The 20,018-nt window shown below is 71.4% G+C and carries 14 protein-coding genes; 9 read left to right on the top strand and 5 right to left on the bottom strand.

The window, feature by feature from the left end:
* Window positions 1-23 precede the first annotated feature (23 nt).
* Together greA and ACZ6ZN_RS15150 are read right to left on the bottom strand one after the other, a co-directional pair.
* The gene (gene greA, locus ACZ6ZN_RS15145) at window positions 24-521 is read right to left on the bottom strand and encodes a transcription elongation factor GreA (RefSeq protein WP_398106839.1); all 498 of its coding nucleotides are present in this window, start codon (window positions 519-521) and stop codon (window positions 24-26) included.
* A 179-nt stretch (window positions 522-700) separates the two neighbouring features.
* Window positions 701-1,099, bottom strand: a complete 399-nt coding sequence (locus tag ACZ6ZN_RS15150; RefSeq protein WP_451876650.1) for a DUF4307 domain-containing protein — start codon at window positions 1,097-1,099, stop codon at window positions 701-703.
* 147 nt (window positions 1,100-1,246) lie between these two features.
* On the opposite strand from ACZ6ZN_RS15150, the gene mca reads away from it, so the two are divergent.
* Together mca and ACZ6ZN_RS15160 are read left to right on the top strand one after the other, a co-directional pair.
* The gene (gene mca / locus ACZ6ZN_RS15155) at window positions 1,247-2,128 is read left to right on the top strand and encodes a mycothiol conjugate amidase Mca (protein WP_398106837.1); all 882 of its coding nucleotides are present in this window, start codon (window positions 1,247-1,249) and stop codon (window positions 2,126-2,128) included.
* A complete protein-coding gene (locus ACZ6ZN_RS15160) occupies window positions 2,121-2,408 on the top strand; it encodes a hypothetical protein (RefSeq protein WP_469646343.1) in 288 nt (95 codons plus the stop codon). The genes mca and ACZ6ZN_RS15160 overlap by 8 nt, the downstream gene beginning before the upstream one ends.
* A gap of 161 nt (window positions 2,409-2,569) precedes the next feature.
* Here the strand turns inward: ACZ6ZN_RS15160 and ACZ6ZN_RS15165 are convergent, their stop codons facing one another.
* Window positions 2,570-5,767, bottom strand: coding sequence for a tetratricopeptide repeat protein (locus tag ACZ6ZN_RS15165; RefSeq protein WP_469646346.1), 3,198 nt, complete (start codon window positions 5,765-5,767; stop codon window positions 2,570-2,572).
* A 158-nt stretch (window positions 5,768-5,925) separates the two neighbouring features.
* On the opposite strand from ACZ6ZN_RS15165, the gene ACZ6ZN_RS15170 reads away from it, so the two are divergent.
* The 6 genes from ACZ6ZN_RS15170 to ACZ6ZN_RS15195 all read left to right on the top strand — a co-directional run bounded on the left by ACZ6ZN_RS15170 (window position 5,926) and on the right by ACZ6ZN_RS15195 (window position 15,993).
* Window positions 5,926-7,242, top strand: coding sequence for a recombinase family protein (locus ACZ6ZN_RS15170; RefSeq protein WP_469646347.1), 1,317 nt, complete (start codon window positions 5,926-5,928; stop codon window positions 7,240-7,242).
* A 49-nt stretch (window positions 7,243-7,291) separates the two neighbouring features.
* Window positions 7,292-9,325 (top strand): thioredoxin domain-containing protein, encoded by a 2,034-nt coding sequence (locus ACZ6ZN_RS15175; RefSeq protein WP_469646350.1) that lies wholly within the window; start codon window positions 7,292-7,294, stop codon window positions 9,323-9,325.
* Window positions 9,326-9,471: 146 nt separating this feature from the next.
* Window positions 9,472-10,755 carry a glycosyltransferase gene (locus tag ACZ6ZN_RS15180; protein ID WP_469646353.1) on the top strand — a complete coding sequence of 428 codons (1,284 nt, stop codon included), beginning with the start codon at window positions 9,472-9,474 and terminating at the stop codon, window positions 10,753-10,755.
* The gene (locus ACZ6ZN_RS15185; RefSeq protein ID WP_469646355.1) at window positions 10,752-12,401 is read left to right on the top strand and encodes an ArnT family glycosyltransferase; all 1,650 of its coding nucleotides are present in this window, start codon (window positions 10,752-10,754) and stop codon (window positions 12,399-12,401) included. Before ACZ6ZN_RS15180 ends, ACZ6ZN_RS15185 begins: the two co-directional genes overlap by 4 nt.
* Window positions 12,398-13,591, top strand: coding sequence for a glycosyltransferase (locus tag ACZ6ZN_RS15190; protein ID WP_469646356.1), 1,194 nt, complete (start codon window positions 12,398-12,400; stop codon window positions 13,589-13,591). Before ACZ6ZN_RS15185 ends, ACZ6ZN_RS15190 begins: the two co-directional genes overlap by 4 nt.
* 59 nt (window positions 13,592-13,650) lie before the next feature.
* A complete protein-coding gene (locus tag ACZ6ZN_RS15195) occupies window positions 13,651-15,993 on the top strand; it encodes a galactose oxidase-like domain-containing protein (RefSeq protein ID WP_469646916.1) in 2,343 nt (780 codons plus the stop codon).
* 84 nt (window positions 15,994-16,077) lie between these two features.
* Here the strand turns inward: ACZ6ZN_RS15195 and ACZ6ZN_RS15200 are convergent, their stop codons facing one another.
* Both ACZ6ZN_RS15200 and trhA read right to left on the bottom strand, forming a co-directional pair.
* Window positions 16,078-16,818, bottom strand: a complete 741-nt coding sequence (locus ACZ6ZN_RS15200) for a Mut7-C RNAse domain-containing protein (RefSeq protein ID WP_469646359.1) — start codon at window positions 16,816-16,818, stop codon at window positions 16,078-16,080.
* Window positions 16,819-16,930: 112 nt separating this feature from the next.
* Entirely contained in the window at window positions 16,931-17,644 is a 714-nt protein-coding gene (gene trhA, locus ACZ6ZN_RS15205) for a PAQR family membrane homeostasis protein TrhA (RefSeq protein ID WP_469646362.1), read from the bottom strand.
* A gap of 325 nt (window positions 17,645-17,969) precedes the next feature.
* Between trhA and ACZ6ZN_RS15210 the strand changes: the two genes are divergently transcribed.
* Window positions 17,970-19,799, top strand: a complete 1,830-nt coding sequence (locus ACZ6ZN_RS15210; RefSeq protein ID WP_469646365.1) for a phosphoenolpyruvate carboxykinase (GTP) — start codon at window positions 17,970-17,972, stop codon at window positions 19,797-19,799.
* Window positions 19,800-20,018 lie beyond the last annotated feature (219 nt).

A 20,018-nucleotide genomic window follows, 5' to 3' on the forward strand; every position in this document is an offset into this window, starting at 1 on the left:
TCGATGATCCGGGAAGGAGAGGGTCAGCCCTCGTACGGCTCGGCCTTGAGAATCTTCACCGAGGCCTTCTTGCCGTTCGGCAGCTCGTACTCCGCGTCCTCGCCGACCTTGTGGCCGATCACGCCGGTGCCCAGCGGGGACTGCGGGGAGTAGGTCTCGATGTCGGAGCTGGCGTACTCGCGTGAGGCGAGCAGGAAGGTCAGCGTGTCGTCCTCGTCACCGTCGAAGGCGATCGTGACGACCATGCCGGGAGCCACCGCACCGTCGGCGGCGGGCGCCTCACCGACCTTGGCGTTCTCGAGGAGCTGGGTGAGCTGGCGCACACGGAGCTCCTGCTTGCCCTGCTCCTCCTTGGCCGCGTGGTACCCGCCGTTCTCCCGCAGGTCGCCCTCCTCACGCGCCGCGGCGATCTTCGCGGAGATCTCCGCCCGCGCAGGACCAGTAAGGTACTCAAGCTCAGCCTTGAGCTTGTTGTACGCCTCCTGGGTCAGCCAGGTGACGTTCTCGCTGGTCTGGGTCACAGGTGCTCCTCGTAGGTACTGGGAATACAAAGCATCGCCCTACCCAGAAGCATGTTCCTTCACGGAAGGGCGAAACCACGAGCCTAACAATTCAGGGGCCCCAGGGGGAGGACATAAGCGACCAGAATCACGTCCGCGCAGGTCAGCCCCGGCGTATTGCGGGTGACACCCGGTCGCTGTCAGTCGGCGTGGCAGCCCAGCAGCTCGGCCGTCGTCCCCGGCGAGGTGGTGCGCAGCGTGACGACCTTGTCGATGCGGGTCGCGTCGCCCGCGAAGCGGAAGTCGGCCCGGCCGACCTCGGCGCCGTTCTCGGCCTGGGAGCGGACCGTGCAGTAGCCGTCCGTGCCCGCGTCCTTGCGGACCTCCAGGTGCACCCGCACGGACTCCTCGCCCTGCTCGAAGCTGATGACCTCGGCGCTGATCTCGTTCTTGGCGACGTAGTGGTAGCCGAACCAGCCGACGAGCCCCAGCAGCGCCGCCGCGAGGACGGCGCCGACGACCTTGAGCGTGCGGTCGGCGCGCTCGTCCGAGGTGCGGCCGTAGCGGCCCTCGGGCGGCCGCGTGCTCGCCGTGGTCATGATCGTCCTCCAGACAGGGCCGGGACCCGCGTCCCGAAAGGGGCTCCGGGACCCGGTCCCGGAATTATTCGCCCCCCGATTCGGTCACTATAGAAGCCGCCGATTGCGCCGACGCACACCGGGCGCCGACTTACTGAGGATTGAGTCTTGACTGACCAGTTGCGACTGATGGCCGTCCACGCCCACCCCGACGACGAGTCGAGCAAGGGCGCGGCGACCATGGCGAAGTACGTGTCCGAGGGGGTGGACGTGCTGGTCGTGACCTGCACGGGCGGGGAGCGCGGCTCCATCCTCAACCCCAAGCTCCAGGGCGACGCGTACATCGAGGAGCACATCCACGAGGTACGCAAGAAGGAGATGGACGAGGCCCGCGAGATCCTGGGCGTCCAGCAGGAGTGGCTCGGCTTCGTCGACTCAGGCCTGCCCGAGGGCGACCCGCTGCCGCCGCTGCCGGAGGGCTGCTTCGCCCTGGAGGACGTCGACCACGCGGCCGGCGAGCTCGTGCGGAAGATCCGCGCCTTCCGTCCCCAGGTGATCACCACCTACGACGAGAACGGCGGCTACCCGCACCCCGACCACATCATGACCCACAAGATCTCGATGGTGGCCTTCGAGAGCGCCGCGGACACCGAGAAGTACCCGGAGGCCGAGTACGGCCCCGCCTACCAGCCGCAGAAGCTCTACTACAACCAGGGCTTCAACCGCCCCCGCACCGAGGCCCTGCACCAGGCCATGCTCGACCGCGGACTGGAGTCGCCCTACGGAGACTGGCTCAAGCGCTGGGACGAGTTCGGGATGAAGCAGCGCACGCTGACCACCCACGTCCCGTGCGGCGAGTTCTTCGAGATCCGCGACAAGGCCCTGATCGCGCACGCCACGCAGATCGACCCCGACGGCGGCTGGTTCAAGGTGCCCATGGAGATCCAGAAGGAGGTCTGGCCGACCGAGGAGTACGAGCTGGCGAAGTCCCTCGTCGATACCTCCCTCCCCGAGGACGACCTCTTTGCGGGCATCCGCGACAATGCCTGACATGAGCGCAAGCGCAAGCCTGGCAATGACGCACCTCGTCACCCTCGCCAAGGAGGTCGACGAGGACAAGGTCACCCCCGGCGTCCTCGGCTTCATCGTCTTCGCGGCGATGGCCCTGGCCGTATGGGCCCTGATGAAGTCCATGAGCCGGCACATGAACAGGGTCGAGTTCACCGAGGTCCCCGACCCCCGGGAGCCCTCCGACACGGACGCGTCCCCGGAGGGACCCGCCGGCACCGCCGACGCGGAGCCCTCGGGCCAGGGCAGGAAGCAGGACTGACCCCGTCCGGCCGGGTCTCCCCCCGGCCGGATGCGCACCCGTCGGCGGCACGCACCGCCGCCGACGGGCGCCGCGCGCATCCCGGAACCGGCCGGCTCCGCCCCCGCCCTCCGGACTCACGCGGCGCCCCGCCCGCCCGGCACCTCACGCCCGGGGGCACCTCACGCCCGGGACCGCACCGGTACGCCCATCACCTCGCGGGCGTGCCTGCTCGGCGTCATACCGAGGCCCCAGGCCTGCCATCCCGACTCCAGGCTCACGCCGCGCTCCAGCAGCAGCGCCCACGCACCGGCGTAGTCGTCGAGCTTGTCGTCGCGCAGCGGGTGGTCCGCCCGGGACAGCCGGGACAGCTCCTCCTGCGCCACCGCCGTGCCGACCTCCACACCGCCCGGCGCCGCGTACGGAAGCAGCGTGCAGCGCAGGAAGCCCGCCCAGTCCCCGCCCCGGCGGTCCCCGTACGACGCGAACAGCTCCACCGCCTCGTCACACAGGGCCAGCGCCTGCTGCGTGCGGCCGTTGCCCGCGTCCACCACCGCCAGCTCCAGACACGTCCACGCCTCCCCGTGGGCCACCCCGATCCGCTGGAAGTCCGCGCGGGCGTCGACCAGCAACTGCCGGGCGAAGCCGGAGTTGCGCAGCGAACCCGTCTGCTGCGCCCGCTGGTCGCGGGTGACCCGCGCCGAGTGGTGACGGGCGCAGGCCAGCCCGTACACGTCCCGCATGCGGGAGAACATCGTCCGCGAGCGCTCCAGCTCCCGCACCGCCCGGTCCAGGTCGCCCGTCTCCTCCAGCGCCTGACCCAGGTAGTACAAGGTCCACGCCTCACCGCGCGCGTCCTCGTTGTCGCGGTGCCGCGCCGCCGCCCCCCGCAGCTCCTCCACCGCCTGCGACGCCTCCCCCGACACCAGCAGCACCCGGGCCAGCTGCGTCAGCGCCCATGCCTCCCCGCGCGCGTCACGGGTCCGGCCGTACAGCTCCAGCGCCGCCCGCAGCTCCGCCTCCGCCCGCGCCACGTCCCCCATGCGCAGACCCAGCTGACCCAGCTGGAAGTGCGCCCACGCCTGGCCGTGCACCGACTCGCCCCTGCGGTGCAGCACCAGCGACTCCGTCAGCAGCTCCAGCGCCTCACCCAGCCGCGCCCGGTCCCGCTCCACCGCCGCGAGGGCGTGCATCGTCCACGCCCGGTCCGCCGCCAGCTCGGACGAGGACTGCAGGGCCAGAGCCTCGCGCAGCTTCTGCGAGGCCTCCGTCAGATTCCCCTGGTGGTGCAGCGTGATGCCCAGGGAGCACAGCGCCCGGGCCGCCCCCGCGTCGTGGTGGGCCTCCCGGTACAGGTCGACCACCGACGCGAGCGTCGTACGCGCCTTGTCCAGCTCGCCCAGCTGCCGGGCGGCGATACCCGTGCGCCACTGCACCGAACGGACCAGCAGCCCCTCGTCCACTGCCTGCGCCAGCTCGCTGATCTCGCCCAGCCGGTACAGGTCGCCGCGCAGCAGGCAGTAGTCACACAGTGCCCCCAGCAGGTTCAGCACCGCCCCCCGGTCCACGCCCTCGGTGTGCCGCAGCGCCGCCGTGATGAAGCTCGACTCGTCGTCCAGCCAGCGCAGCGCCTCGTCGAGCGAGGTGAAGCCGTACGGGCTGAAACGGTTGGTGCGCGTCGACATGTTGCCGTCGACCATGCGCAGCACCGAGTCGGCCAGCTCCGCGTAGTTCACGATCAGCCGCTCCTGCGCCGCCGCCCGCTCGGCCGGGTCCTCCTCGTCCAGCAGCCGCGCCCGGGCGAAGGAACGGACCAGGTCGTGCAGCCGGTACCGGTCGCCGCGCACCGGGTCGACCAGACCCGCACGGGACAGGGCCCGCAGCTGACGCGTCGCCTCCGCCTCGTCCGTGGCCAGCAGTGCGGCGGCCGCCGCGGCGCCCAGCGAGGCCCGGCCCGCCAGCGCCAGCCGGCGCAGCAGCCGGCGCACCGCCTCCGGCTGGTCGGTGTAGCGCAGCCACAGGGCCCGCTCCACCGGCTCGACCGGCCCGTACGCCGCCAGGTCCGCGGCCAGCGCACGCGGGGAGCGCACACCCAGGCACGAGCCCGCGATCCGCAGCGCCAGCGGCAGCCCGCCGCACAGCTCCCGCACCCGGTCAGCGGACTCCGCGTCGTACGGCCCGGACCGGTCCTCCGCCACCGCGCCCAGCAGCTCCTCCGCACCGGCCGCGTCCAGCGGCTCCACCGCCAGCCGGTGCACCCGCGCCGGCAGGTCCGCCGGCTCCAGCGGCTCCCGCGCGGTCACCAGCACCAGGCTGTCGGACCGCTCCGGAACCAGGGCGCGGATCTGCCCGGCGTCCGAGGCGTCGTCCAGGACGATCGTCACCGGCACGCCCGTCAGATGCTGGTGATACAGCTCGGTCAACCGCCTGACCTGCTGGTCGGGCGAGGAACGCTCCCGGAACAGCAACTGCTCGCGCGGTGCGCCCAGCCGGTTCAGCAGATGCAGCAGGGCGTCACGCGTGGACAGCGGCGCACCGCCCGGGCCCTCCGCGCGCAGGTCGACGACGCAGGCGCCGCGGAAGTAGTCCTTCAGCTCGTGCGCGGCGGCCACCGCGAGGGCCGTCCGGCCGCTGCCGGGCGTGCCGTGCAGGACCACCACGGTCGCCCGGGTCTCCGTACTCGCCCGGGCCGCCTGCACCCACTGCCGGATCTGCGCCAGCTCCCGCCGCCGCCCCGCGAACGGCTCCACCGCCCGCGGCAACTGCGCGAACGACTGCGCCAGCACGCCCCGCCCGCGCGCCGCCGCGCTCTTGTCCGCGCCCCGCAGCCGCGGCCCCGCCTTCTTCGGCCCGGTGGACGCGGCGAGCATCCGCTGCTGGTCCAGGAACGGCCGGATGCCCCGCACCTCCAGCGCCGTCAGCCACTGCAACCGCAGCTGCTCCGGACCACCGGGCTGGCCGAGCGCCCCGGCCCTGTGGTGCGCGGCCGGCACGTGCGCGCCGGCCACCTTCGCGACGGTCGCCGCCGCGCCCACCACCCCCACCATCGCGCCCGCGCCCAGGGCCGTCCCCGCGCCCGTGCCCAGCGCCAGGTCCGCGACGACCGCCGCCACCGCCGCCGCCCCCGCCACCAGCAGGGGAGTGCCCGCGCCCTCCCGCGCGTAGCGCTGCCCGAAGGTCAGCTGCCCGGCCGCGGCCTCGTCCAGGGCGCGCGTGTACGCCTCGTACTCCTCCGACGCGCTGCGCGCCAGCTCGTCGAGCGCCGCGCGCCCCCGCGCGAGCAGCACGCCGCCGTCGGTGCGCCCGCCGGAACGCCGCACCTCCTCCTCCACGGCCCGGGCCAACAACCGCTCGGCCTCCCCCCGATGACCGTCCCGCATGTCACGTCCCCCTCCGGCACCCAACTGCACTGACCACGAGTGTCCTTGGTGAGGAGCGTGAGCGCGAGGGGGCGAAGATCGAAGGCTGTTACCCGGTGACTCATGACTGGTCCGCTCGTTGGTGCGAACAGTGAACTGACTGCCGATCAGGGGGAGAAGTGACTGGCCACATCGCCGGGGGGCCCACCGGAGGAATTCCCGTCCTGTCGTACGCACGCACGTCGGACGACTCCCGCCGACGGGACAGCCATGGAGTACGCCATCAGTTGCGCATCAACGAGCGGACGGCCCGTGAGCAGGGGTGTCGCATCGTCGCGGAATACACCGACAACGGCCTCAGCGCGTCGAAGGACGGTGTCACGCGACCCGGTTTCGATCGCCTCGTCGCGGCGCTGGCCAGCGGACTGACCGCCGACCGTCAGGCGGTCCAGGGGGTTGTCTGCGTTGCGGACGACCGGCTCTACCGCCGTCCGGACGACTTCGCCCGCTTCCATGCCGCGCTGACCGCGAGGCCGGGACGGGTCCATGTGAATGCGGAGGGCACGCGGGATCCGTACTCCGGGGAAGGTCTGCTGCAGGCTCTGAGGTCGCTGGAGGCCTCGCTGGCGGAGACACGAGCGCGAAGCCGGCGTGTAGAGCACTGGCACTGGGCGCGTGCCATGGAAGGTGTGCCGCACAGCGGGCCGCGTCCCTTCGGGTGGCAGGAGGACCGGATCACACAGCACCCGGTCGAGGCCGCGCTGATCCGCAAAGCCGTGACTGATCGCGTCCGCGGTACGGCAGTACGGGCCATCGCACGGGAGTGGTGCGAGCTGGGCGTGACCGGCACGCGCGGTGCCCGACCCAATGCCCAGACGGTCACACAGATCATCACGGCGCCCCGGGTGTGTGGTTACCGGTCCAACAAGGGTCGGCTGTTGCTTGTGCCGGAGACGGGGCTACCCGTCCTCGGCCAGTGGGAGCCGATCGTGACTCCCGAGCAGTGGCAAGCGGTCTGTTCGTCCTTCTCTCCTGGCAACCTCTATCTGCACCGCGGAACAGGTGCACCGCGGAGAACAAGCGGGACGAACGCCCCCAGCCATCTCGCCAGTGGCCTGCTGCGTTGTGGTGCGCGCTTCGACGACGGAAAGCTCTGCGGGAGCCCGCTGTCCGCTCAGAGGGGCAGGAGCAGGAGAAGCCCCTATGCGTACTCCTGTCGTGCCTGCCGGCATTGCAGCATCAGCGGGCCGCTGGCCGACGAGGCCCTGGAACTGATCCTCTTCGAGCACGCCCCGCCTCGTGCGCGGCTCCCGGGGTCGGTGCATGAGCACTGGCGTGCCACCATGTCGATCACCGAGAAGAGGAACACGATCGCGAGCGTGATCACCCACTGTGTCGTACGCCCGGGTGTGAAGGGTGTCCACACCTGGGACCACTCCCGCGTAGAACCTGTCTGGCGTGGAGTGGACTCTCCGCCCGTCGTGGCGCAGGGGTAGGGAACCTGCGTTCCCCGGCCGGGCAGCCCCGGTGAGGCAGGATGGAGGCATGCCGAACCGACTGGCGCACGAGACGTCCCCCTACCTCCTGCAGCACGCCGACAACCCCGTCGACTGGTGGCCCTGGTCGGAGGAGGCCTTCGCGGAGGCGCGGCGGCGGGAGCTGCCGGTGCATCTGAGTGTCGGCTACTCCAGCTGTCACTGGTGTCACGTCCTCGCGAAGGAGAGCTTCCAGGACGAGGTGACGGCCGCTTTCATGAACGAGCACTTCGTCAACATCAAGGTCGACCGCGAAGAGCGCCCCGACGTGGATGCCGTCTACATGGAGGCCGTGCAGGCCGCGACCGGGCACGGTGGGTGGCCCATGACCGTGTTCCTGACGCCCGAGGCCGAGCCGTTCTACTTCGGTACGTACTTCCCGCCCGAGCCCCGGCAGGGCATGCCCTCGTTCCGGCAGGTGCTCCAGGGTGTCAGCCAGGCGTGGGAGGAGCGGCGAGACGAGGTCACCGAGGTGGCCGGGAAGATCGTCCGGGACCTGGCCGGGCGGGAGATCTCCTACGGGGACGCGCAGACGCCGGGGGAGCAGGAGCTGGCCCAGGCGCTGCTCGGGCTCACCCGGGAGTACGACCCGCAGCGGGGCGGGTTCGGCGGGGCGCCGAAGTTCCCGCCGTCGATGGTGCTGGAGTTCCTGCTGCGCCACCACGCCCGCACCGGCGCCGAGGGCGCCCTGCAGATGGCGGCCGACACCTGTGAGCGGATGGCCCGCGGCGGCATCTACGACCAGCTCGGCGGCGGTTTCGCGCGCTACTCGGTCGACCGCGACTGGATCGTGCCGCACTTCGAGAAGATGCTGTACGACAACGCCCTGCTGTGCCGGGTCTACGCCCACCTGTGGCGTGCCACCGGCTCGGAGCTGGCCCGGCGGGTCGCGCTGGAGACGGCCGACTTCATGGTCCGCGAACTGCGCACGAACGAGGGCGGGTTCGCCTCCGCGCTGGACGCCGACAGCGACGACGGCACGGGGCGGCACGTCGAGGGCGCGTACTACGTGTGGACGCCGGAGCAGTTGCGCGAGGTGCTGGGCGAGCAGGACGCCGAGGTGGCCGTGCGGTACTTCGGTGTGACCGAGGAGGGCACCTTCGAGCACGGTCAGTCCGTGCTGCAACTGCCCGTGGAGGACGGACTGTTCGACGCGGAGCGGATCGCCTCGATCCGGGAGCGGCTGCTGGCGGCGCGGGCCGGGCGTCCGGCGCCGGGCCGGGACGACAAGGTCGTCGCCGCGTGGAACGGGCTCGCGATCGCCGCGCTGGCCGAGACGGGCGCCTACTTCGACCGGCCGGACCTGGTCGAGGCCGCCGTGGCCGCCGCCGATCTCCTGGTGCGGCTGCACCTGGACGAGCAGGCGCGTCTGACGCGTACCAGCAAGGACGGGCACGCGGGCGCCAACGCCGGTGTCCTGGAGGACTACGCGGACGTGGCGGAGGGGTTCCTGGCGCTGGCGTCGGTCACCGGGGAGGGCGTGTGGCTGGAGTTCGCCGGGTTCCTGCTCGACCATGTCCTGGCCCGTTTCACGGACCCCGAGTCGGGTTCGCTGTTCGACACGGCCGCCGACGCCGAGCAGTTGATCCGGCGGCCGCAGGACCCGACCGACAACGCCACGCCCTCCGGCTGGAGCGCGGCGGCGGGTGCCCTGCTGAGCTACGCCGCGCACACGGGTTCCGTGCCGCACCGCACGGCCGCGGAGAAGGCGCTGGGGGTCGTGAAGGCGCTGGGGCCGCGGGTGCCCCGGTTCATCGGCTGGGGGCTCGCCGCCGCGGAGGCCGTGCTGGACGGTCCGCGCGAGGTGGCGATCGTGGGGCCGTCGCTGGACGACGCGGGCACGCGGGCCCTGCACCGCACGGCACTGCTGGGGACGGCGCCGGGGGCGGTCGTCGCCGTGGGCGTCCCGGGGAGCGAGGAGTTCCCGCTGCTGGGCGACCGTCCGCTGGTCGGTGGTGAACCATCCGCCTATGTCTGCCGTAACTTCACATGTGACGCGCCGACGACGGAAGTTGAACGGTTGCGTGCGGTGCTGAGCAACTGAAGTCGGAAATCAACGGAAACACGCTCTTTATCGGAACAGCCCCCGGGCTTCACAGTTCCCCCCTAATCTCTGCACGGTGACGTGACGGGAGAGGGCCGCATCGGCACACCGTCACGACGGGGGCTCGAGGATCTGGGGGGATCTGCTTGCTGACGTCTGTCTTCATCGCTGCCGTTTCGCTGGCTCTGTTCTGGATGGCGGCGTTCACCCTGTGGTGGCAGATGCACGCCTGGCGCACGCCGGAAGTGCTCGCCTCCACGCGGTTCACCAGTCCGGACGGGGACGAGCACGTCTCGTTCTCGCTGCTGCTGCCCGCGCGGCACGAACAGGCGGTGCTGGACCACACCATCCAGCGGCTGCTGGAGTCGAGCCACACCGACTTCGAGATCATCGTGATCGTCGGGCACGACGACCCGGAGACCACCGCCGTGGCCGAACGGGCCGCGGCGCGCGACCCACGGGTCCGGGTCGTCGTCGACACCCACGAGAAGAAGAACAAGCCGAAGGCCATGAACACGGCGCTGCCGCACTGCCGCGGCGGCGTCGTCGGCGTCTTCGACGCGGAGGACCAGGTCCATCCCGAGCTGCTCGCCCACGTCGACCACGCCTTCCGCACCACCGGCGCCGACGTCGTGCAGGGCGGGGTGCAGCTGATCAACTTCCACTCCAGCTGGTACAGCCTGCGCAACTGCCTGGAGTACTTCTTCTGGTTCCGCTCACGGCTCCACCTGCACGCGCAGAAAGGTTTCATTCCGCTCGGCGGCAACACGGTCTTCGTCCGCACCGACGTCCTGCGGCAGGCGGACGGCTGGGACCCGGACTGCCTCGCCGAGGACTGCGACCTCGGGGTGCGCCTGTCCAGCGTCGGCAAGAAGGTCGTCGTCGCCTACGACTCCGACATGGTGACCCGGGAGGAGACCCCGGGCTCGCTGATGTCCCTGCTGAAGCAGCGCACCCGCTGGAACCAGGGCTTCCTCCAGGTGTACCGGAAGAAGGACTGGAAGCAACTGCCCACCCTCGGGCAGCGGCTGCTCGCCCGCTACACCCTGATGACGCCGTTCATGCAGGCCTTCACCGGCCTGATCATCCCGCTGAACGTGGCGATCGCGCTCTTCCTCGACGTGCCCGTCGGCATCGCCTTCATCACCTTCCTGCCGGCCGTCACCGCCCTGGTGACCTTCGTCTTCGAGATCGTCGGACTGCACGACTTCGGCAGGCAGTACGGGCTGCGCGTGCGCCTCGTGCACTACCTGAAGCTGGTCCTGGGCGGCCCCTTCTACCAGGTCCTCCTCGCCGGCGCGGCCCTGCGCGCGGTCTGGCGCGAGCAGCGCGGCCGCAACGACTGGGAGCTGACCAGCCACGTCGGGGCGCACCTCGACGAGACGGCCGTGACCCGGCAGGACGCGACCCGAGAGGACGTTCCCGCGTGACCTCCACCCTTCCCGCGGCGGCCTCCGCGAAGGTCCCCGCGCAGCGCCGGCCCGCGCCCGGCACCCCCGCGCACCCTCGTCCCGAGCCGCCGAGCCGGCTGCGCTCCTCACGGCCCGACCTGCTCCTGTGCGGCGTGCTGCTCCTGGCGATCCTCGTCGTGCAGGGCTGGAACATCGCCGACTACCCCGCCCTCAGCGACGACGAGGGCACCTACCTCGCCCAGGCCTGGTCGGTGCAGCAGGGCGACGGCCTGGCCCACTACACCTACTGGTACGACCACCCGCCGCTCGGCTGGATCCAGTTGGCCCTGCTGACCTGGATCCCCGCGCTGATCAGCCCCGAGTCGATGACGGTGGGCACCATGCGCGCCGCGATGCTGGTGATCAGCGGCATCAGCGCGGTCCTGGTCTACCTGCTGGGCCGCCGGCTGGCCCTGCCGCGCTGGGCCGCCGGGCTCGGCATGGCGCTGTTCGGCCTGTCCCCGCTGTCGGTGGTCCTCCAGCGGGAGATCTTCCTCGACAACCTCGCGGTGATGTGGACGCTGCTGGCGTTCACCCTGGCCGCCTCCCCGAGCCGCCACCTGTGGCACCACTTCGGCGCGGGCATCGCGGCCGCCACGGCCGTGCTGACCAAGGAGACGATGCTCGTCGTCCTGCCGGCCCTGTTCCTCACCATGTGGCGGCACAGCCACCGCGACACCCGCAAGTTCGCCCTCACCGGCGCGGTGACGGCCTGCACCCTGATCGGCTTCTCCTACCCGCTGTTCGCCCTGCTCAAGGGCGAGCTGTTGCCGGGCGCCGGGCACGTCTCCCTCTGGGACGGCGTCACGTACCAGATGACCAGGCCCGGTTCCGGCTTCATCCTGGACCGGGGCTCCGGCTCCTGGGGCGTGCTCCAGTCGTGGCTGTACTACGACAGGATCCTGCCCCTCGGCGGCCTCGCGGGCGCCCTGCTGCTCCTGGTCATCTGGCGCTGGTCGGTCACCGCCCGCGCCCTGGCCGGACCGGCCCTGGCCGTCGCGATCCTCGCCGCGCTCGCCCTGCGCCCGAACGGCTACCTGCCCGCGATGTACGTCATCCAGGCCCTGCCGTTCCTCGCCCTGGTGCTGGCCGGCGGGACCGCCTCCGTCGCCCACGCGGTGCTCAGGCGCCGGCGCTCCGAGGCGGAGAAGCGCCACGTCAGGGCGGGCCGGTACGCGCTCGCCACCGTCCTCGCCCTGGCGGCCGGCGCCTACGTGCTGCCCCGCTGGTACGACGGCGCGCACACGGCCGTCACCACCGACGCCAACGCCCCCTACCGGGCGGCCTCCGCATGGCTGGCCACCGAGGTCGAGGACCGGGAGCGCACTCGCGTGCTGGTCGACGACGCCCTCTGGCTGGACCTGGTGCACCAGGGCTACCGGCCCGGCCTCGGCGTCATCTGGTTCTACAAGGCCGACCTCGACCCGGCGGTGACGAAGACGATGCCGCGCGGCTGGAAGGACCTGGACTACGTCGTCGCCTCGCCCACCGTGCGGCGGGACGCGGCCGACCTGCCCAACGTCCGGGCCGCCATGAAGCACTCGGACGCGGTCGCCACCTTCGGCACCGGCGAGGACCGCATCGAGATCCGCCGCATCCACACGTCCGCCGGAGGCGCGCGATGAGCCAGGAGTACACCGCCCCCCGTGAGGTCGTCGAGACCGCCGAGGTCCCCGAGCCGGGCGCCGTCACCCTCGTCGTACCGACCTTCAACGAGTCGGCCAACGTACGGCAGTTGCTGCGTCTGATCACCGACTCGGTGCCGTCCCGGCTGCCCTGCGAGGTGGTCTTCGTCGACGACTCCACCGACGACACGCCCGCGGTCATCGAACAGGCGGCGCAGGACTGCCCGTTCCCCGTGACGGTGCTGCACCGCGAGGAGCCGGCCGGCGGGCTCGGGGGTGCCGTCGTCGAAGGGCTGAAGGCGGCCACGTCCGACTGGATCGTCGTCATGGACGGCGACTGCCAGCACCCGCCGTCCCTCGTGCCCGACCTGGTCGCCACCGGCGAACGCGCCAACGCGGGGCTGGTCGTGGCCTCCCGGTACATCGAGGGCGGCAGCCGGGCCGGGCTCGCGGGCGGCTACCGCATCGCCGTCTCGCGCGGGGCGACCTGGCTGACCAAGGCGCTCTTCCCGCGGCGGCTGCACGGCATCAGCGACCCGATGAGCGGCTTCTTCGCCATCCGCCGCAGCGCGGTCACCGCCGAGATCCTCCAGCCGCTCGGCTACAAGATCCTGCTCGAACTCGCCGTGCGCAGCCGGCCCCGTACGGTCACCGAGGTGCCGTTCGTCTTCCAGGACCGGTTCGCGGGGGAGTCGAAGTCGACCGCGCGGGAGGGGATGCGCTTCCTGCGCCACCTGGCCGGGCTGCGCGCCGCCTCACCGGTCGCGCGGATGGTGGGCTTCGGCCTGATCGGGCTGACCGGCTTCGTGCCGAACCTGCTGGGCCTGTGGGCGCTGACCGCGCTCGGCATGCACTACGTACCGGCGGAGGTCCTCGCCAACCAGCTCGGCGTCGCCTGGAACTTCCTGCTCATCGAGCACCTGCTGTTCCGCGAGCGGCGCCGGCACCGGCGCTGGTGGGACCGGGCCGGGCGGTTCGCGCTGCTGGCCAACGCCGACCTGGCCCTGCGCCTGCCGCTGATCGCCCTGTTCGTGCACCGGCTGCACCTGGGCGTGCTGTCCGCCACCGCGCTCGCGCTGGTGACGACGTTCGTCCTGCGCTTCGCGGCGACCGAAGCGCTGGTCTACCTGCCGCGCCGGGGGCGTGAGAGGCCCGCGCGCGGCGACCGCACCGCAAGGAGAGCCGCGTGAACCTCCGTCGCAGAACGACCGCCCTGCTGTCCGTGGCCGGCCTCACCGCGGGTCTGCTGATGACCGCACCCCAGACCGCGTCGGCCGCCAACCTGATCAAGAACCCCGGCTTCGAGACCGCCGGCACCGGCGACATGCCGTACTGCTGGGAGAGGTCCGGCTGGGGCGACAACGACTTCACCTTCACCACCACCGCCGACGCGCACACCGGCACCAAGGCCATGAAGGTCGAACTGACCCGCCGCGTCGACGGCGACCGCAAGGCCCTGATCACCGAGTCCGCCGCCTGCGCCCCGGTGGTGACGCCGGGCAAGCAGTACGACCTGGGCCTCTGGTACAAGACGACCACGCCCGACGCGGCGATCACCCTGTTCCGGCACGACACCACGGCCGGATGGCAGTACTGGACCGACCTCAAGACCCTGGACCTGGCGGGCGGCTGGACCGAGGCCACGGTCCGCACCCCCGAGGTCCCGGCCGGCACCGACCGCATCTCCTGGGGCGTGTCGGTCTACGGCACCGGCTCGGCCACCACCGACGACTACACGATGGACCAGGTGCCCGACCCGGTGCTGCCGCCGCAGTGCACCGGCACGGCCGCACAGTGCGCCGACGGCAGGTGGGACGTACTGCCCACGCAGAACCCGGTCCGCTCGATGCACTCGGTCGTCCTGCGCAACGGCAAGGTGCTGCTGATCGCCGGCTCCGGCAACGACGAGTCGATGTTCGAGGCCGGCACCTTCACCTCCGCCGTGTACGACCCGGCGAACGGCTCCTACAGAATCGTCCCGACGCCGAAGGACATGTTCTGCGCCGGGCACGTCCAGCTCCAGGACGGCCGGGTGCTGGTGATGTCCGGCAACAAGGGCTACCCGACGGCGGACGGCCGCGTCGGCTACCAGGGCTACAAGGACAGTTACGTCTTCGACCCGGAGACCGAGACCTACACCAGGACCAACGACATGAACGACGGCCACTGGTACCCGTCGGCGACGATCCTCGGCAACGGCGACGTCATCTCCTTCGGCGGCCTGCGCGAGGACTCCACCGGCTCGGTCACCGCCGAGCTGTTCTCCGAGGCCGAGCAGCGGTGGCAGCCGCTGTGGAAGGTCAACCAGACCTGGTCGTACTGGGGCCTGTACCCGTCGATGATCCTCATGCAGGACGGCCGCCTCTTCTACTCGGGCAGCCACGTCTTCGGCAACAACATCCCCGGCACCGGCTCGGCGATCTACGACTACGGCGCCAACACCACCACCCAGGTGCCGGGCCTGCGCAACAAGGACGAGCGCGACCAGTCGGCCAGCGTGCTGCTGCCCCCGGCGCAGGACCAGAAGGTCCTCACCCTCGGCGGCGGCAACATCGACTCCAATCCGGAGGCCAACCGCCTGACCGACATCATCGACCTCAAGCAGCCGAACCCGTCCTACGTGGCCGGGCCGCCGATCCCGCAGGGCACGGTCGACCTGGGCAACGGCCCGGTCCCGCAGACCGGGAACCAGGGCAAGATGTACGTCTCCGCCGTGCTCCTGCCCGACGGCAAGGTCCTGGAGACGGGCGGCGCCCTGCACAACCGCGCCGACCCGGTCTACGAGACCTCCCTCTTCGACCCCGCCTCGGAGACCTTCGACCCGGTGGCCGTCGACCCCGAGGCGCGCGGCTACCACTCCTCGGCGTTCCTGCTGCCCGACGGCCGCGTGATGACCACCGGCGACAACCCGGGCAACGGCTCCTGGAACCACGACGTGTCGGTCTACAGCCCGCCCTACCTGTTCAAGGGCCCGCGCCCGCGGATCACCTCGGTCATCGACACCGAGTGGACCTATGGCGACACCCAGCGCATCACGGTCGACCGGCCCATCGCCAAGGCCGAGCTGATCCGCCCGGCCGCCGTCACGCACTCCTCCGACCCGAACCAGCGGTTCGTCGACCTGCCGCTGTCCGTCGACGGCGACAACGTCGACCTGAACGTGACGAGCAACCCCAACCTGGCCCCGCCCGGCTGGTACATGCTCTTCGCGGTGGACGCGAACGGGGTGCCGTCGGTCGCCGAGTGGGTGCACCTCCAGGGCCCGCAGGCCCTGAAGGCGACCGACGCCTCGGCGCACGTCCACGACTTCGCCGACGCACCGCGGGGCAAGGCCACGGGGCCCGGCAGGAAGCGGGTGTCGCAGCAGGTCGGTCCGACGGTCTCCGGCTGCGACCGCCACTACGGCTCGATCAACGTCTGCGTGCCGACGCGCTTCCCGGCGGAGGTGAAGAGGACGGCGGCGGCCCGCTGTGAGTGGCTCAGGACGAACGACTACGGCCGCCTGAAGGTCAACGGCAAGGACGATCCCTTGGGCCTGGACCGGAACAGGGACGGGATCGCCTGCGGCAAGGGGGACGTGACCAGGCGCTGAGAGCGCCTTCGAGGAACGCGCCCTCAGGGGCGGGGGGGGGAACCGCGCGACCAGTGACGACGGCCGCGCGGTCCTCCACGCTCCTCAGCCGTCCACGGCGCTCGGGCCGAAGCTCGCCACGGCCCGCTCCACGATCGCCTCCAGCTGCTCGTGATGCGCACCCTTCCAGTAGGCCCGCCCGCACGCACCGCACCGCGCGAACACGTCGTAGGTCGCCTGCGTGCCGTGTTCGAGCTGGTCGGCGACCTCCTCCTTGGTCGCCCGGCGCAGCAGCCCGTTGCAGGCGGTGCAGCGCGTCCAGGGGCGCAGGTCGGGCCGGAACCGGTCCAGGACGTCCTCGAGCTGCTCCTCGGGCCGGGTGCTGTACACGAACGCCCCGGCCCACAGCTCGCGCCGGCGCAGCAGCCCCCGGTCGCGGCTCAGCATGACCCGCTGCTCGGCGGCGGAACGGGCGGCCAGCGCCGGGTCGCCGATGTCGGTCGACTCGTAGGCCGTGTCGACGCCGAGCAGGCGCAGCCGGCGGGCCAGCGTGCCGAGGTGGACGTCGAGGAGGAAGCGCAGAGGAGCGCCCGGCACGTGCTGCGGGCGGGTGACGGCCCGCACCTCCACCGACTCCCCGGCGACCGGGACGTGCGAGACCGGGACCTCGCGGCCGTCGGCGAGCAGGACGCCCACCTCGGTCAGCGGCACGCCCAGGGACTCGACGACGTGGCCGAGGCTGGAGACGCCGTCGGTGGCGGCCCGCACGGTGCCGTCCAGGCGGGCGCGGGGGACGAAGACGTGCAGGAGGGGCGCGAATTCGACGTGGATCTCGGGACCGTTCACCCGGTCAGGATGTCACGGGGACGGGCGCCGGCCGTGGGAGTTTCCGGCCGGCGGCCCGCGCCTGGGTCGAGGGCCGCGCGCAGCCCGTGCCGCGGGACGTCCGCCCACGGCTCTACCCGTGCTGGTAGGCGACCAGGGAGATGCCCACGTAGTGCGCGATGAAGGCCGCGAGCGTGAAGGAGTGGAACACCTCGTGGAAGCCGAACCAGCGGGGGGACGGGTTCGGCCGCTTGATGCCGTAGACGACACCGCCCGCGCTGTAGAACACGCCGCCGATCACGATCAGGACGAGGACGGCGATGCCGCCGGTGCGCATGAAGTCGGGCAGGTAGAACACGGCGGCCCAGCCCATCGCGATGTAGCACGGCGTGTAGAGCCAGCGCGGGGCGCCGACCCAGAAGACGCGGAAGACGATGCCGGCCGCGGCCGCGGCCCAGATGCCCCACAGCAGCCACCGGCCCTTGGCGTCCGGCAGGAGCAGCATGGTCAGGGGGGTGTAGGTGCCCGCGATGATCAGGAAGATGTTGGCGTGGTCCAGCCGGCGCAGGATGCCGTCCATGCGGGGGCTCCAGTCCCCGCGGTGGTACAGCGCGCTGACACCGAACAGCAGGCACGCCGTCAGCGCGTAGATCCCGCAGGCGATGCGTCCTCTGGTCGAGTCGGCGAGCGCGGTCAGGACGAGTCCGGCGACGAGCGCGGCCGGGAACATGCCCAGGTGGAGCCAGCCGCGGAGCTTCGGCTTCACCGGGTGCGGCAGGTGCAGCGCCTGCGGACCGCTGCCGTCGTCCGGCGTGTCCGTGGGCGCGTCGGGGGCGAACGCAGTCATGTCGGAATGGTAGCTACGGAACCGTAAGTGGCCTATCGGCAGGGTCCCTTCGCCGGCCGCGTGTGGGCGGTCCCACCTCGTCCCGGCCGATGGTCACGCAAATGGACGGTCAGGTGAACGCAACGTGCACGCAAAGCGCCCGCGAGAAACCGTGGCGATCCTCACGTTGCTCACCTGTGCGCTCCTCTGGACAGATGGGCACTTCCATCGGATGATCAAATGAGTGCGGTCGGCACCGGATGAGCGCCAAGTCATCGACAAGCATCCGGGTCGCAGCCCCCACGGGGCCTCCACAACGACAAAAATCCCTCATCTAGGAGCAATCGTGGCGCGCGACATCGCGGCTCCCACCGTCCCCACCACCCATCAGGGACTGATCTCGTGGGTCAACGAGATCGCCGAACTGACGCAGCCGGACAACGTGGTCTGGTGTGACGGATCCGAGGCAGAGTACGAGCGGCTGTGCGAGGAGCTCGTCCAGAAGGGCACCTTCCGGAAACTCGACCCGATCAAGCGCCCCCACTCCTACTACGCCGCCTCCGACCCGACCGACGTCGCCCGCGTCGAGGACCGGACCTTCATCTGCTCCGAGAAGGAAGAGGACGCGGGCCCGACCAACCACTGGAAGGCCCCCGCCGAGATGCGGGAGATCTTCCAGGGCGCCGGCGGCGAGGGCGGCCTGTTCCGCGGCTCGATGCGCGGCCGGACCATGTACGTCGTGCCCTTCTGCATGGGCCCGCTCGGCTCGCCGCTGTCCGCGCTCGGCGTCGAGATCACGGACTCGGCGTACGTGGCCGTCTCGATGCGCACCATGACGCGCATGGGCCAGGCCGTGCTGGACGAGCTCGGCTCCGACGGCTTCTTCGTCAAGGCCGTCCACACCCTGGGCGCCCCGCTGGAGGCCGGCCGGCAGGACGTGCCGTGGCCGTGCAACCAGACCAAGTACATCTCGCACTTCCCCGAGGACCGCGAGATCTGGTCCTACGGCTCGGGCTACGGCGGCAACGCCCTGCTCGGCAAGAAGTGCTACGCCCTGCGCATCGCCTCCGTCATGGCCCGGGACGAGGGCTGGCTGGCCGAGCACATGCTCGTGCTGAAGCTGACCCCGCCGCGCGGCGAGGCCAAGTACGTCGCCGCCGCCTTCCCGAGCGCCTGCGGCAAGACCAACCTCGCCATGCTGGAGCCGACCGTCCCCGGCTGGACGGTCGAGACCATCGGCGACGACATCGCCTGGATGCGCTTCGGCGAGGACGGCCGCCTCTACGCCATCAACCCCGAGGCCGGCTTCTTCGGCGTCGCCCCCGGCACCGGCGAGCACACCAACGCCAACGCGATGAAGACGCTGTGGGGCAACGCCGTCTTCACCAACGTCGCCCTCACCGACGACAACGACGTGTGGTGGGAGGGCATGACGGAGGAGGCCCCGGCCCACCTCACGGACTGGAAGGGCAACGACTGGACCCCCGAGTCGGGCGTCCCGGCCGCGCACCCCAACGCCCGCTTCACCGTCCCGGCGTCGCAGTGCCCGATCATCGCGCCGGAGTGGGAGGACCCCAAGGGCGTGCCGATCTCGGCGATCCTCTTCGGCGGCCGCCGCGCCACCGCCGTGCCGCTGGTGACGGAGTCCTTCGACTGGAACCACGGCGTCTTCCTCGGCGCCAACGTGGCCTCCGAGAAGACCGCCGCCGCCGAGGGCAAGGTCGGCGAGCTGCGCCGCGACCCGTTCGCGATGCTGCCCTTCTGCGGCTACAACATGGGCGACTACATGGCCCACTGGGTCGACGTGGCCAAGGACAAGGACCAGTCCAAGCTGCCGAAGATCTACTACGTCAACTGGTTCCGCAAGGACGACGAGGGCAAGTTCGTCTGGCCCGGCTTCGGCGAGAACAGCCGCGTCCTGAAGTGGATCGTGGAGCGCCTGGACGGCAAGGCCGACGGCGTCGAGACCCCCATCGGCGTCCTGCCGACCAAGGAGTCCCTCGACACCGACGGCCTGGAACTGGCCGAGTCCGACCTGGAGTTCCTGCTCACGGTCGACAAGGAGGTCTGGCGCGAGGAGGCCGCGCTGGTCCCCGAGCACCTCAACACCTTCGGCGACCACACGCCGAAGGAGCTGTGGGACCAGTACCGCGCCCTGGTGGAGCGCCTGGGCTGAGCCCCACCCCGAACTCCGCGGCCGGCACGGATGTGCCCTGACCAGTGATCGTCACGGCCGGCCGCGGGACGAACCGGCGGGACCCGCACAACGGCGTGCGGGGTTCCGAGCCCGTCGCCGCCCTCCGTCCGCCCCGACGGAACCGGTGGCGACAGGCACACTCCCGCCCGCTTCGGCGCGGCCCGCCCCGCGGGCTCACGAACGTGCCGATGCATGACC

This window comes from Streptomyces sp. NPDC053665 (assembly GCF_055585285.1).

Excerpts from the sequence above, each read along its gene's own strand:
- ACZ6ZN_RS15165 (WP_469646346.1), bottom strand. The coding sequence starts at position 5,767 with ATGCGGGACGGTCATCGGGGGGAGGCCGAGCGGTTGTTGGCCCGGGCC.
- ACZ6ZN_RS15195 (WP_469646916.1), top strand. The coding sequence starts at position 13,651 with ATGACCGCACCCCAGACCGCGTCGGCCGCCAACCTGATCAAGAACCCC.
- ACZ6ZN_RS15160 (WP_469646343.1), top strand. The coding sequence starts at position 2,121 with ATGCCTGACATGAGCGCAAGCGCAAGCCTGGCAATGACGCACCTCGTC.
- trhA (WP_469646362.1), bottom strand. The coding sequence starts at position 17,644 with ATGACTGCGTTCGCCCCCGACGCGCCCACGGACACGCCGGACGACGGC.
- ACZ6ZN_RS15175 (WP_469646350.1), top strand. The coding sequence starts at position 7,292 with ATGCCGAACCGACTGGCGCACGAGACGTCCCCCTACCTCCTGCAGCAC.
- ACZ6ZN_RS15150 (WP_451876650.1), bottom strand. The coding sequence starts at position 1,099 with ATGACCACGGCGAGCACGCGGCCGCCCGAGGGCCGCTACGGCCGCACC.
- ACZ6ZN_RS15190 (WP_469646356.1), top strand. The coding sequence starts at position 12,398 with ATGAGCCAGGAGTACACCGCCCCCCGTGAGGTCGTCGAGACCGCCGAG.